A 15,007-nucleotide genomic window follows, 5' to 3' on the forward strand; every position below is an offset into this window, starting at 1 on the left:
AGGTATAATGCAATTTCAACAATTAAATGCATTTAAAGCAGTTTATGAACTAGGCACGGTAACGGCAGCGGCTGATTTTATTCATATCACTCAACCGGCGGTTAGTCGCTTAATCTTTAGTTTAGAACGAAATGTAGGTTTCCAATTGTTTCAGCGCGTTAAAGGCCGACTATTGCCCACAGATAAAGGACAAGCATTTTATATCGAAGTATCTAAAGCATATTCTGCTATGGAGTCATTGGAAGATTGTGCTAAAGATATCAAAAACAGCCATCATGGAAGTTTACATATAGCTGCTTTTCCAATGTTATCAGCTAATTTTTTACCAAAAATTTTAGGCAAGTTTTTAAAAGAACATTTGAATATATCGACTTCTTTGAAAACTTATCGCTCAGAAGAGGTACAGCGGCGAACGGCTTTACAGTCTTGTGATATTGGTTTCGCATTACTACCTGAAGTTACCGCGGGTGTTACTAGCATCGCCGTAGAGTGCAATTGTGTCTGTATTTTACCGCCAGGTAGTCCGCTAGCCGACTTACCGTTTATTACCCCAGAACTATTAGCTGAGCAGCCGCTAATTAGTTGTGAAAAAGATGAGACACAACAATTAGTTGATAGTGCGTTTAGAAAACAGAAAGTAAAGCAAAAAGAAGTTGTTGAAGTTTCCTTAGCCAGCGCTATAGCTACCCTTGTTGGCGAAGGGATAGGAGCATCAATTGTTGACCCTTTTTCTGCACTTTATGCTGCAGAGACCCACTCAGGCATAACGATTAAGTCCTTTAATCCGACCATACCTTTTCGTTTTTTTATTTTATTACCTACCTTACGAACTCGCTCTGAAGTTATCGATAACTTTATTAGTTTGTTTTTTAACCAAGCTGAATATTATGGTCTTTCACTCACCTGCACGGAACGTTAATACCGACAATTGCCAATGCTAAATATAACAATTAAACATTTCGTCATTATGTGTTATATTTTTAAGTGGTTGTTTTTGTTGGTTTATTTGTGTGTTTTTTGGTTGGTGTATAACATTGGGACATGGCTAGGCGTTACAATGGCATTAGACAAGATCTTGCTAGCCCAATAAAGTCTAAATCAAGTTTCTAGATTGATTTAATATAAATAGGCTTTAAACGTGGTAAAAAACAAAACTAACAAGAATGTTGCACAAGCTAGAGTATCTGTTTTTGGCGCTGGTAATGCTGGTTTAACAGCCGCTTTTCATTTTACTCAACATGGTGCTCAAGTAGCACTTTATGGCTCTAAAGGTTTTGACGAGCAAATTCATGCTATTGCTGTTGAAGGTGGTATTAAGTCGGTAAGTGAATACGGTAACGCTAAATTGGATTATAGCGGTTTTGAACATATTGACTTATTGACTACGGATGTTAAAGCGGCAGTTGAGTATGCTGAAATCCTTGTATTACCGGTTCCGTCGTTTGCACAAGCGCCGCTGTTTAGAGAGCTACTTCCATTTTTATCTTCAGGTCAAACCCTAGTGTTAATGCCCGGCAACTATGGCTCTTTAGCTTTAACCAAAATAAAAAATACAGAAGGATATGCAGATCTAGACATTACCTTTGTTGATGCTATTTCTATTCCTTGGGCAACCCGTATTACTGGAAATGCTGAAATTGCTATTTTTGGTATGAAATCATTTTTACCGGTTGCTGCTTTACCAGCTTCACGTACCGCTGAAAGTATCGAAAAGCTGCAGACTATTTTTCCATTGAAACTTACTGCGCTAGAAAATGTTATAGCGGCTGGTTTAGAAAACATTAATTTTGGTGGCCATCCTTTAATGACTACGTTAAATATTGGTTTGCTAGAAAATTATCCCGGTAAATTTAATTACTATACTGACTGTTGTTCTCCTGCTACGGCTAAGGCTTGTGAAAAACTTGATATCGAGCGTTTAACCGTTGGTCGCGCTTTAGGGTTAGGCCTAAAAAGCGAATTAGAAGCGATGAATGAATTATATGATATGAATGCGAAGAGTGTTTATGAGTTAAATAAAACCTCTACAACTCATGGCAGTGTGAATAGCGCACCAGATTCATCAAAAAGTCGTTATATAACTGAAGACGCGCCTTATTTACTGGTGCCTTGTCTTGAGTTTGCTCAGTTGATGAATATAGCTATGCCGATTGCGACATCTATATTGCATTTAACCAGTGCCTTTAATGACGAAAATTATTTTATCAGTGGTAGAACGCTAGAAAAAATGGGCTTAAACGATATGAGCGCAACTGAAATTATTGCCAAAATAAGTTAAATAAAATTAACTATACAAATAATACTTGAGCTAGGTGCTAACTAATATGCTGAAATTGAAACTACCTTCTGTTTATACAATATTGTTTTTATTAACAATATTGATTGCGGCGCTAACTTGGGTAGTTCCGTCTGGTCAATACGAAATGGCCAATAATGCGTTATTAGGTAAACCCGTTCCGGTTTCAGGTACCTATCAAGAAGTTGCAAGTAATCCACAAGGTATACAAGCGGTATTGTTAGCGCCAATAAAAGGCTTTTATGACCCTGTTACCAACCAAGCTCGAGCGATAGATGTCGCTTTGTTTGTGTTAATTATTGGCGGCTTTTTTGGCGTTGTTAACCAGACTAAGAGTATTGATAGTGCAATTTATCAAATAACGGTGAAGCTTCAAGGTCGAGAAATTTGGCTTATACCGACCTTAATGGGGTTATTTGCTTTAGGCGGTACGTTGATTGGTATGGCTGAAGAAACCTTACCCTTTTATACCTTAGTTATTCCAGTAATGATTGCAGCAGGCTATGACACTATAACGGGGGTGGCTGTAGTTATGATCGGCGCGGGTATTGGTGCTTTGGGATCTACAATAAATCCGTTCGCTACGATTATTGCTTCTAATGCTGCTGAAGTTAGTTTTACTGATGGTTTAGGTCTGAGAATTGTGGTTTTGGTTTTAGCATGGCTACTGTGTGTGGTTTATGTCATGAAGTATGCTAAAAAGGTTAAAAATAACCCTGAGCTATCGTTAGTTGCAGCGCAAAAGGCAGCAGATGAGAAATACTTTTTGCATAACTCAACCGCTAGTCAGGACACGACGTTGTCGGGACAGCAAAAGTTGGTGCTTAGTATTTTATTTCTAACTTTTGCCGCTATGGTCGTTGGTGTTTCTTACTTTGACTGGTGGATGGCGGAAATATCGGCGCTATTTATTGCCGCAACCTTAGTTGTTGGTGTGGTTGCTAGAATCAACGAGCAAATACTGACCTCAAGTTTTGTTGAAGGAGCCAGAGAGTTATTAGGTGTTGCCTTTATTATTACACTTGCTCGTGGCTTAGTTGTACTGATGGATGAAGGTAATATTACTCATACATTTTTATATTACGCAGAAAATTTATTAAGTGATCTTTCACCGATTGTTTTTATCAACACTATTTATTGGGTTGAATCGTTTTTATCCTTGTTGATCCCATCTTCATCTGGGCTAGCGGTATTATCCATGCCCGTTTTAGCGCCATTGGCTGACTTTTCTAATGTTCCTCGAGAGTTGGTGGTTACCGCCTATCAAGCGGCGTCTGGTTTACCCAATTTAGTCACACCTACATCAGCTATTGTGATGGGAGGTCTAGCCATCGGCCGTGTTTCATATAGCACTTGGTTAAAATTTATTTTACCGCTATTAGCGATGATTGTTTTGCTCGTTATGGCGATGTTAAGTGTTGGTGTGATTTTGAGCTAATAGTCTAAGGTTTTGGCGGGATTTATTGGTGAAGTGTACAATAATTGTTTTTTATACTTTACGACAAAAATTTAACAACACGTTAACGAAAAAAATGTATAACACTAAAAAGTTGGCAAATAGCCAGATAAAAAACACTGAGGAGAGACCCTAATGAATATAAATAATTCGCAGGTATTTAAAAAATCTGCCCTATGCTTGGCACTGAGTTCCGCCCTGGCTATACCCAGTTATAGTTACGCCGAAACTGCTGAAAAATTAGCAGTTGAAGGTATTGAAAGAATTCAAGTTACTGCATCGCGTCGTGCGTCAACAGTACAAGAAGCACCGTTAAACATTACCGCACTTGATGGTGATGTTATGAAAGATCAAAACATTACACAACTGTCAGATGTAGCACGCTGGGTGCCCGGACTAAGTGTTGCTGATCAAGGTGGTCGTGAAGGCTCGCCAATAATTGTTCGTGGCTTAAATACTAACTCAGCAGGTCCAGCATCTGACGGTGGTACCGTAGCAACTTATATTGGTGAAATTCCATTGGTTGTCGACATGAAGCTTATTGATGTTGAACGTGTTGAAGTGCTTATTGGACCACAGGGAACGTTATACGGTGCAGGTACTTTAGGTGGTGCTATTCGTTACCTTCCTAATAAACCCATTTTAGATGAAACCTCAGGCTCAATTTATGGTGATATCTTTAGCTTATCACAAAGCGATGATACAGGCAGCGAAGCTGGTTTTGTTTTTAATACGCCTTTAATTGATGATGAATTAGCCGTACGTTTTGCTTTTAACTATTTAAATGAGCCCGGTTATGTCGATTATAACTATGTTGTTCGTGAAGGTGGTGTTTCGTTACCTGATCCCGATTGGTCAAACTCTGATGCAGTTAGCACTAATTTAAAACAACTTAAAGATGCGAACGACGAAAAGACAATGACAGCTAAAGCGATGATTCGCTGGCAGCCAACCGACACTTTTGATGCAACTTTGTCTTATTTTTACCAAAAACAAGATATTGGTGGCCGCTCAATTGTGCATGCAAAAAGTTTAAGTGCCACTAATCCTTTATCAACTGTGATAGGTGACTATGAATCGGCTTACCGATATGAAGAGCCTAGAGAAAAAGAAGACACTTTACTTAGTTTAGAGATGACTTTAGATTTAGGGTTTGCGGAACTAACTTCAGCCACGGGTTACTCAGAGTTTGAAGCCGACGGTCAACGTGATCAAACTGATTTACTTATCCGTTTAGATTACAGTTACGAAGAATTCCCAGGCTTTTCAGCATTTACCCGCGAATTGGATGATGCGACAAACTTCACCCAAGAAATTCGCTTAGTGTCAACGGCTGACTCGCCGCTAACGTGGATTGTTGGTGGTTATTATAATAAGTTTGAAAAAACGGAAGATAGTCGTGAGTTTACCCCTGGCTTCGATCAATATGCCGTTGATAACTGGGGCGCAAACCAACTTCGTCCAGACTCGTTAGAGTATTTATCAATTGTAAAAGAAGAAGTTACGGAATCAGCACTTTTTGGTGAAGTTACTTATAGCGTTACCGATAAACTAACGCTGATGGCGGGTGCACGTTTTTATGACTATGAAGTTAACTCTTCTTCTGCCATTGATTTACCTTTGTACTATACGCTATTTGGTGACTATGCTGCCGATGAAGTTAATCTAGACTTCAAAAGCACGCCTAAGGCAGCAGATGACGGTAGCTTATTTAAAATAAATGCTAGCTATCAATTTAGCGATGATGTTATGGCTTACACGACTATTAGTGAAGGTTTTAGAGTAGGTGGCGCTAACGGTGTTGCTGCCTGTCCTGATGATGTAGCAAGCTCTGACATTCAAAATGTTTGTGCGTTGCCTAACGAAGCGCTCTATGAAGCTGATACCACCACTAACTATGAGCTAGGTTTTAAAAGTACCTGGTTTAATAATAAATTACACTTCAACGCCGCCTTATTTAGAGTTGAGTGGGACAACGCGCAAGTCGCCGGTGCCACTTTTTATGGCCAACAAACCATTACCAGTAACGCTGCAACAGCTGAGGCTAAAGGGATTGAAATTTCAACCCGTGCCATGTTGTCTGATAGTCTAATTGCCTATGCGACTTACGCTTACACCAATGCAGAGTTAACCAAAGACGCGCCATTCTTGTTTAAAGTATTAAGCCAAAGTGAAATTGACGCCGGTGTACAGCAAGATTATTACGACGGTAAAGATGGTGACCGTTTACCTGGCTCACCTGAGCAACAGTTTTCATTAGGTGCAACGTACTCAACAGAAGTATTTGACGATACCGCTTTAGACATTAACTATGGTTTAACCTATCAAAGCGATGTTTACTCTAAAGTTGGTTTAAAAGCGGATGGCGAAGCACTGCCAGGTTATGCTTTATCTAATATCTCAGCTAGGTTTTCTAAAGACGAATGGTCGGTAACTTTATACGTTGACAATATGTTCGACAAATATGCTTATAGCTCAGTGCGTAGAGATAAAGGCGATATTGGTTTAGCTACGTTTCCGGCAATGAACACTAATGATGCTAGTCTGCAACGTAACTATGGCCACTACTTGATCACACCACGAACTGCTGGTGTACGTTTTGAGTATATGTTTGATTTATAATGTTATACCTAAAGAGCAGGAGGTCGACTAGCGATACTTTAAAGGCTTAATGCCTTAACTTTTTATTACAGTAGTATTAAAGGTTTTCCTTCAGGTATTATTCCAATAAAGTGGGATAATACCTTTTTTTTAACGTTAAAATGGCGTCAGTATGAATATTTCAAATCAAATCAATAGTGCCCAAAAATATATTGAAACTAAGCAATATAAGCAGGCACACCAATGTCTTATTGAGCTGTTACAATTTGATAAATATCAGGCTGATGGCTATTTCCTCTTAGCTATTATTGCTAGTGAGCACGGTAATTTTAAAAAAGCCATTGTGTTGATAGAGCAAGCAATGGTTTTAGCCCCAGACAATGCTGAGTATATTGCTCATTTAGCAAAACATTACGCGTTGACCCATGACTATGTAAAAGCTAAAAAGTATTGTCAAAAGGCAGCGTCTTTCGCTCAGCTAAACTCGTTAACGTTAGATACAATTGGCGTCGCCTATAGCAAAATAGGGCTGCATGACTGTGCGATTAAAAACTTTGAGAAAGCAGTAGCATTAGCGCCGAATAATGCTATTTTTCATTTTAACTTAGCCGTCTCACTAAAGTTCACCGGCGATTTTGATTCTTCAAAGTGTGCTTTCGAGAAAACTATTGATTTAGCGCCAAATTATTATAAAGCCTATTCATCACTCTCCAGCCTTGGCGATATTACACCCAAATACCAAGACAAAATACTCAGTTTAGATGTTAACAAGCTTCTGCCTGATGAAGCTTTGTATGTTGGTCACGCCCAAGCGAGAATATATGAAAAGCAAAAGGAATATAATAAGGCTTTTCAAACGCTTAATAATGCAAAAAAAGAAAAAATTGCACAGCTTGATTACAGTGTTGAAGATGACAAAAAACTGTTTTTACACTTGAAATCGGTATTTAGTCAGCAACAGGCTAGCCAAGTGAATGATGTTGTCGATGAACCAATATTTGTTGTTGGTATGCCTCGATCTGGCACCACTTTGGTCGAGCGTATATTATCTAACCATGCTGATGTTACTAGCGCTGGAGAATTGCAAAACTTCGGTCTTTTAGTGAAAGAATTGTCGGCCACACCATCGCCGTTTGTTATAGACCCAGACACTATCGATGCGGCGAGTAGTATTGACTTTAAAGCACTTGCCGAACGTTATGTTGCTAGCACTCGTTTTATTACAGGTGCTACAGCTCGATTTGTTGATAAGATGCCGCTGAACTTCCTTTATGTTGGCTTTATTGTGGCAGCTTTTCCGCATGCGAAAATAGTGTGTTTAGACCGTAATCCTCTTGATTCAATTGTCAGTAATTTTAGGCAGTTATTTTCAGTTAATTTTTCATATTATAATTATGCTTATGACCTAGAAACAACGACTGAGTATTATTTACTATTTAAAGACTTAATTGCTTTTTGGCAAGACAAGTATCCGCAAAATTTCTATGTGGTGAACTATCAAACGTTAGTTAACTCGCCCGTTAAAGAAGCAAAAAAACTTGTTAGTTTTTGTCAGCTGTCTTGGCAAGACAGTTTAGTGAACATTGAAAATAATACTGCGCCCGTAGCTACAGCTAGTGCTGTGCAAGTTAGAAGTCCAATCAATAATAAATCTATCGGTAATTGGCAAAGGTACAGTTTTTGTTTAGAAAAGGTGATTGCAAGATTGCAGACTTCTGGTGTTTTAATCGACTAGTACTTTGGTTGTTGCAAATGCATATTAATTAACGAAGCGTGATGTTTTTCAATACGAGTCGAAAGGCTATGGATGTTTTTCAACATAACTGTATTAAAGTAGGTGAAATAAAATAATTACATCGCGCTATTTTCGCCTTATTACTCTTAAAAATTAGCCTATTATAATAGAGGTAAAAATGAGATCCAAACAACCGTAAGTAGTAATGTTCTTATTTTAATACCAGCATTAAACCTTACAAAAAGTATAGGTATTTGCTATTAGATCTTGGAGTTTATAACGTAGTAGTAACTTTAATCAGCTGGTATTTAATTGAACTATACTTTCAGGCTAAATATGCGGTTTTTAAAGTTGATTCAATTAATTATAGGAGACACGATGTCTAACAATGACAAAAATTTATTAGAACGTGGTTTAGACAACATACAGCCACAGCTTTCCAGTTTCATCCGCGCCCAAACAACGTCGAGTTTATTTCTTCTGCTGTCGACCATTGTTGCGCTATGGTGGGCTAACTCAATTTATTCTGCAAGCTATGTAAATTTAGTGCATACGCCAATTGGCTTACTTTTCGGCGATTTCGAATTTAAAGCGTCGCTTAAGCATATTATTAATGACGGCTTAATGGTGATATTCTTTTTCTTGCTGGGCCTGGAGATCAAACGTGAAGTATTGGTGGGAGATTTAGCCCAACCAGAAAATCGACGAATGCTAATTTTATGTGCACTAGGCGGCATGATGTGCCCAGCATTAATATATTACCTCTTCAATTACTCGCTTGACTCACAAATTGGCTGGGGCATTCCAATGGCCACCGACACCGCTTTTGCGTTAGGTGTGCTAACTATTGTAAGAAAACACATACCTGCCAGCCTTTTAGCCTTTATTGTAGGTCTTGCTATTGTAGATGATGTTGGCGCAATTCTGGTAATTGCTATTTTTTATACCGAGCAAATTTCGGTTATGCACTTGTCGAGCGCATTCGCACTGATTGCTTTTCTTGGCGTTGCCAATTATGCCGGTGTCAGACAACCGCTGTTTTATATTGTGGTAAGTATTATTACTTGGTTACTGATGCTAAAAACTGGGGTTCACCCAACCGTTGCGGGGGTTGCCATTGCTTTAACTGTGCCTGCCAGACCCGAAGTTGCCTCAGGTAAATTGCTTAAAAAAGCCAAATCTATCATTCAATCTATTGAAGAAAAGCCAAAATCGGTAGATGTGCTAGGTAATAAAGACGATCATGAAAAAGTGCTGCAAGTGCGTGATGTAGCAGAAGAAGCGAGTACACCATTGCGCCGATGGGAGGACGCACTGCACTTACCGGTTTCGCTCTTTATTTTACCTATTTTCGCGTTAACCAATGCTGGTGTAGTAGTCAGCATGAGTTCCTTTGGCGAAAGTTTACAAAGCCCAATTGGCTTAGGCATAATTTCTGGTTTAGTTTTGGGTAAATTTATTGGCATATCAGGCATGTGTTGGATAGCGCTTCGATATAAATTGGGCAGTTTACCCAATAGCGTTAATTTTCAACATGTTGTCGGCGCTTCGCTCATCACGGGGATTGGTTTTACAATGTCGACCTTTATTGCAATGTTAGGCTTTGACGGCCAACCTGAGCAACTACAATTTGCTAAAACAGCGATACTCATAGGCTCTGTGCTTGCAGCTGCACTTGGTGCTATATATTTAAGAGTAATCGCTACAAAAACAGATAATGCCTCGCTTAGTTAGCTTAGTGGTCTGGAAATTCGACTCACAATCTTGTTAAGTTAATAAACAAGATTGTGAGAGCGATATTTAGTGATGGGATTTTTTTAATATTATTTAATGACTATTTCATTAGACATTAAACATAAGACATTAGCCTGAAGCCATGGCTAATATGGTTTTAATGTCTAAGGTTTCTTGGTATTGCACAAAGCCTTTAGTGCATTTCATTCTGGCTAATACAGCCATTCTATCTGAAAGTTCATTACCTTCATTGTTCGAATGACCTTTAACATGGCTAATAATTAAATTGCTTTTAAGTGCTTGGTAAAGCGTAAAACATTGCTTTATTACTTCAAGGTTTTTAATTTCTTCGCCTTTACCACGTGTCCAGCCTTTCGCTTGCCATCCTTTTGCCCATTTAGTAATACAGTCAATTGAATACTTAGAATCAGACAGTACTTGTACTGTTTTACCTTGTGCAATATGGCCTTGAGCATATTTAAAAGCGGCCAGCATGCCGTTAAGCTCTGCAGTATTGTTCGTGCCCATAGGTTCGTATAAACCGTACCAAAGTTCTACTAAATTTTGCTTGTGATAAACCGCCATGCCCGTACCAGACTTACCTGGATTTGGGGAACATGCGCCATCGCAATAGATATTAATGTCGGCTAATTTTGCTGTTGCAGGCTGAGAATCAGCTTTAACATAAGCGGCGGAAGCTGCAGGCTTAGCAGTACCACCTTTGCTCATCGAACGCTTGGTTAACGCTTTAGTATAAGTAGATTGAAAAGCTGCATCAGCTTCAGCCTTTGATGGAAACCCCATATACTGTGCATCTGCGCGTCCTTGAGTATGGCTTTTAACATCATTCCACTGTTCAAATACGCCTGTTTTCGCGCCTTTCCATACAACGTAATATTTTTTACTCATAAAATGTAAACCGTAACCTTAATATATTAATCTTAATTAGTTTTTTTGTTGTTTTTAACTGACCAAACTACTAACAATACACCCGCGATAAAAAATGGAATACTCAGCATTTGTCCTGCCGTTAACGCAATGTCAGCGGTATAGGCAGCTTGTTTTTCTTTCAACATTTCAATAAGAAAGCGGGCAGTAAAAATTAAAATTAAGAAAATACCTAAAATAGAACCTTTTGGTGTTTGTGCTTTTTTAAGTTTATAAATAAACATCAACACAAAAAATACACTTAAATAAGCAAAAGCTTCGTAGAGCTGAGAAGGGTGGCGAGCAATGTTATCGATACGTGCGAAAATTACGGCCCAAGGTACATTGCTTGGTGTGCCTAAAATCTCTGAGTTTACAAAATTTGCACTACGTACAAAAAAGCCAAATAACGCAGTACAAATAGCAAGGCGGTCTAACAACCACATAAAGTTCATTTGATATTTTTTACTGTAAAGTCCTGCCGCGATAATAGCGCCTAGGCCGCCACCATGACTGGCTAAACCACCTTCCCATATCGCAAGTATTTTCAGTGGGTTAGCAAAGTAATAGCCTGGTTCGTAGAAAAAACAATGGCCTAAACGAGCGCCAACAATTACGCCAACAACGATATAAACCAGTAAGTTATCAAGAGCAGCTAGGTCTTGTTTTTCGGTTTGAAAAATCCATTTCATAACCTGCAAGCCAGATAAAATTGCAATAGCAAATAACAAACCGTACCAATGAATGGTTAATGGACCTACGGAAAAAAATACGGGATCTAAATCCCAAACTAAATGTTGCAAAAGCGTCACCCTTAATATGGCTTATTTATAATGAAGTTGTTGTGCTTAGACGTTTGAATTAGCACTTATTTGCCGACATTCTATCAAGCTAATTGTTGCTGTGGTGAATTAATTTGTTCCAATGCGTTAATGAGTTTATTTGCCCATCTACTCATCTATAAAATAAAAGTATTGCATACGTATTCAAGTGTTTTTTAAAAAGTCAGTTCCCTTTATTTTAAAGCCAACTCGTTAACATCTAATTAATGGCAAAACCTTACTGCGCCGAGTGAAAAACGGTATTAGTTTATTTAAGTGTCGCTCTTTTAAGCAATCACACTAGAAATTGACTGATTTTGAATACGTATGCACACACTGTGCATAGTTTAACGAGCCCTCTATATTAAATTAGCTAAATTAACTAAATAAGTCATAGCTGCAAATAAAAATAAATAAATAAAATAAAAACTCAAGATCAAATAGGGGGAAGTCTATTATGTTTAAATCTAGGCCTAACAAACTTGCATTGGCGATTTCTTGTGGGTTGTTAACTTTAACTGGAGCTGTGCATGCTCAACAAGTTAATGATAAAGAAATTGTAGAAGCACTAAGCGCTGAAAATAAAAGCGTTGTAGAAAAAAGTACGTCAGAAACTACCAATAAAGTATCCACAAGTAATGATGTTGAAGTAATCGAGGTCACCGGTTTTCGACGTTCACTCATCGAATCGATTAACCAAAAGCGCTTTGCAGACACTGTTTCTGAGCAACTAACCGCTGACGATTTAGGAAGTTTGCCAGATGTTTCTATGGCAGATGCATTAACCCGTTTGCCGGGTATTTCAGCAGTAAGAACAGGGGGGCAAGCCGCAGAAATTAACATTAGAGGCATGTCAGGTGGCTTTATTTCCACAACCCTTAATGGCCGTGAACAAGTGTCTACCAGTGGTCAACGTAGTGTTGAGTTTGACCAATATCCCTCAGAGCTAATTTCAAATGCGGCGGTTTATAAGTCGCCGAAAGTATCGCTTATTGAAGGCGGCGTTGCCGGCACTGTAGAGTTAAAAACCGCGAGCCCTTTAAGCAATAAAAAAGAACATACGTTTACGGTAAATGCTCGCGGTATGTACAATGACTTAGCTGGCGATATACCTGATGCAGCCTCTAGCGGTCATCGTTTTAGTGTTTCTTATCAAGGTAAATATTTCGATGAAACGGTAGGTGTTGCGCTAGGGTATGCACGTTTATTTCAACCCAGTGCTACCACACAGTTTGTGGGTTTAGCTTATAGCAAATCTAAAGAGCTTGATGGTGTTGCTGATGATACAGGCGGCCCAGAAAGTTGTGTTGAGTGTGAGTTCATTAGTGAAGGTTTTGAACTTCAACACAAAGGCGGTGAAGAAACCCGTGATGGTTTTGTGGCTACTTTAGAGTGGCAACCAACTGATAACTTTAACTTGAAATTTGACGGCTTCTATTCAAAATTTGACTCAGAAGAATTTGCTCGCGGTTATCGCGTTAAATTAGAAGGAGATCAAGCTGCAATAAGTAACCCTGTTATAGAAAATAATGCCGTAATTGGAGGTTCATTTAACCGGACTTCAAACAGCTCAACCCGCATAGAAATCGTTAATGATGATAATACTGATTATGACGAAGTCACAAGCTTAGGTATCAATGCCGATTGGGATATTACCGAAAGTTTGCACTTGAGCTTTGATGTTTCCTACTCTTCAGCAGAGAGTGAGTTCAAAAATGGTCTTATTTGGGCTTTAGTAGCTGAAGACGCTAATGCAGAGTCGCCTGATTTTGATAACAATGTGTCAATTAACTATTTACTTAATGGTTTAAATTTACCTGACGTTGGTTTAAATCAAGCTGATGCTTTTACCGACTTAAACCGTGTAATGGTCTCTAAATACGGCATATACCCTTATGTGAACAAAGATGAAGTGAGCGCTGTTCGCTTCGACTTTACCTACCAATTAGACAATAACTATTTTTCATCTATTGAAATAGGTGCACGCTACTCTGAGCGTGAATACAGTAATGACCGTGCTGTTTTTGAATATGGCAGTGACAGTGGCTTTAACTTACTAGAGCCGCCTTTAAATATTACACCTGATATGGCAACCGTGGTTAATTGGCAGGGCGATTTTTCTTATTTTCCGAGCTATTTAGCTCTTGATCAAAATGCCGTGCTTAATGCTTGGTTTCCAGGTGGTATTCCACAACCTGTGCAAACTTGGGGACCAACTGCTGGTGGTGTGGTTAATGGCGAAGGTCGTGGCCAAGGCAATACTGACTGGACATTGAAAGAAAGCGGCAAAGTATTTGAAGATATTTTTGCCTTTTACATTATGGCCAATATCGATACTGAAATTGGTGGCTTACCGGTAACAGGTAACATAGGCGTACGTGTTGTTGATACCAAGCAATCAGCTACGTCTTTACAAGATGTAGGTGGCGATATTGAACTGGGCGCTCAAAACATTACTGATGAAGTCGGTTTAGTCAATAATCGTTACTTACCCACCGTAATTAGTAATAGCTACACTGATTATTTACCTCAGATGAACTTAAACTTTAAGTTAACTGATAATGATCAAATACGTTTTGCGGCCGCCAAAGTCATGAGTCGACCTAATATTGATCGTTTAGCTTCAAATAGTAGTGTCAATATCAATAAAGTGATTACTGAAAATGGCTCGTTCGCTGAGGTTAGTGGTAACGCAAAAAACAGCCCGCATTTGAAACCATTTTACGCCAATCAATATGACTTATCTTTTGAGAAATACTTTGTTGATACCGATGGTTCATTCATTGCGGCTATCTTTTATAAAGACATTGAATCTGCAGGTATTGTTACGCAAACCATCAGTGAATATGACTTTACTGGAAATGGTTTAGTGGTGCCAGATGAATTTATTGACCCCTTAAGTGGTGTGCCGTTAACCATACGTAATGGTAATTTTGAAACCGCATTTAACGATAACAAAGGTGGCTATATTAAGGGTGTGGAAGTTGCTTACACGCAAATATTTTCATTCCTTCCTGATTTATGGTCGGGCTTAGGTTTTACTGCCAGTTACTCTCATACCAAAAGTGAAATACAGCAAATATCACAATTAGGTGCGCAAAACTTACCTATTTCATTGCCAGGATTATCAGAAAACGTGATTCAAACCACGGTGTTTTGGGAATACCAAGGATTTGAAACTCGGGTTAATTTACGTTACCGCGATGCCTTTGTTTCTGAACAAGTGGCTGTTGAAGCGCAAACCGTAAATTACGATGACGAAATGATCATCGACTATCAAGCATCTTACCAAATCAATGAAAATTTTGGTGCTGTATTCCAAATCAATAATGTAACCGACGAACCTACAAAAAGTTATTTTGGCTTTGAAGCACAAACAGGCACGTTGCAGTATTTTGGTCGTCAATTCTTTCTGGGGCTAACTTATGCGTTATAAG

Annotated in this window: 9 protein-coding genes; 7 read left to right on the forward strand and 2 right to left on the reverse strand. The window is 38.8% G+C overall.

Annotation, left to right across the window (positions count from 1 at the left end; genetic code table 11):
* Positions 1–7 precede the first annotated feature (7 nt).
* The 6 genes from AC27H3_RS11030 (at position 8) to nhaA (ending at position 9,822) form a co-directional block, all read left to right on the forward strand.
* A complete protein-coding gene (locus tag AC27H3_RS11030; protein ID WP_487106171.1) occupies positions 8–919 on the forward strand; it encodes a LysR substrate-binding domain-containing protein in 912 nt (303 codons plus the stop codon).
* A 219-nt stretch (positions 920–1,138) separates the two neighbouring features.
* Positions 1,139–2,278, forward strand: coding sequence for an NAD/NADP octopine/nopaline dehydrogenase family protein (locus AC27H3_RS11035; protein WP_487106173.1), 1,140 nt, complete (start codon positions 1,139–1,141; stop codon positions 2,276–2,278).
* Positions 2,279–2,324: 46 nt separating this feature from the next.
* A complete protein-coding gene (locus tag AC27H3_RS11040; protein WP_487106175.1) occupies positions 2,325–3,734 on the forward strand; it encodes a YfcC family protein in 1,410 nt (469 codons plus the stop codon).
* Between the two features lie 153 nt (positions 3,735–3,887).
* Entirely contained in the window at positions 3,888–6,374 is a 2,487-nt protein-coding gene (locus AC27H3_RS11045; RefSeq protein ID WP_487106177.1) for a TonB-dependent receptor, read from the forward strand.
* 151 nt (positions 6,375–6,525) lie between these two features.
* A complete protein-coding gene (locus AC27H3_RS11050; RefSeq protein WP_487106178.1) occupies positions 6,526–8,088 on the forward strand; it encodes a tetratricopeptide repeat-containing sulfotransferase family protein in 1,563 nt (520 codons plus the stop codon).
* A gap of 378 nt (positions 8,089–8,466) precedes the next feature.
* On the forward strand, positions 8,467–9,822 hold the full coding sequence (gene nhaA / locus AC27H3_RS11055; RefSeq protein WP_487106180.1) for a Na+/H+ antiporter NhaA: 1,356 nt from the start codon (positions 8,467–8,469) through the stop codon (positions 9,820–9,822).
* A gap of 129 nt (positions 9,823–9,951) precedes the next feature.
* On the opposite strand, the gene AC27H3_RS11060 is transcribed toward nhaA, so the two are convergent.
* Both AC27H3_RS11060 and lgt read right to left on the reverse strand, forming a co-directional pair.
* Positions 9,952–10,731, reverse strand: coding sequence for a ribonuclease H family protein (locus AC27H3_RS11060; protein WP_487106181.1), 780 nt, complete (start codon positions 10,729–10,731; stop codon positions 9,952–9,954).
* A 32-nt stretch (positions 10,732–10,763) separates the two neighbouring features.
* Positions 10,764–11,552, reverse strand: a complete 789-nt coding sequence (lgt, locus tag AC27H3_RS11065) for a prolipoprotein diacylglyceryl transferase (RefSeq protein WP_487106183.1) — start codon at positions 11,550–11,552, stop codon at positions 10,764–10,766.
* Between the two features lie 475 nt (positions 11,553–12,027).
* Between lgt and AC27H3_RS11070 the strand changes: the two genes are divergently transcribed.
* Complete coding sequence (locus AC27H3_RS11070; RefSeq protein ID WP_487106185.1) at positions 12,028–15,006, forward strand: TonB-dependent receptor; 2,979 nt, start codon at positions 12,028–12,030, stop codon at positions 15,004–15,006.
* The last annotated feature ends 1 nt before the right edge of the window (position 15,007 follow it).

This window comes from Colwellia sp. NW0002-52-1 (assembly GCF_057550865.1).

Excerpts from the sequence above, each read along its gene's own strand:
- AC27H3_RS11070 (WP_487106185.1), top strand. The coding sequence starts at position 12,028 with ATGTTTAAATCTAGGCCTAACAAACTTGCATTGGCGATTTCTTGTGGG.
- nhaA (WP_487106180.1), top strand. The coding sequence starts at position 8,467 with ATGTCTAACAATGACAAAAATTTATTAGAACGTGGTTTAGACAACATA.
- AC27H3_RS11060 (WP_487106181.1), bottom strand. The coding sequence starts at position 10,731 with ATGAGTAAAAAATATTACGTTGTATGGAAAGGCGCGAAAACAGGCGTA.
- AC27H3_RS11030 (WP_487106171.1), top strand. The coding sequence starts at position 8 with ATGCAATTTCAACAATTAAATGCATTTAAAGCAGTTTATGAACTAGGC.
- AC27H3_RS11045 (WP_487106177.1), top strand. The coding sequence starts at position 3,888 with ATGAATATAAATAATTCGCAGGTATTTAAAAAATCTGCCCTATGCTTG.
- AC27H3_RS11050 (WP_487106178.1), top strand. The coding sequence starts at position 6,526 with ATGAATATTTCAAATCAAATCAATAGTGCCCAAAAATATATTGAAACT.
- AC27H3_RS11040 (WP_487106175.1), top strand. The coding sequence starts at position 2,325 with ATGCTGAAATTGAAACTACCTTCTGTTTATACAATATTGTTTTTATTA.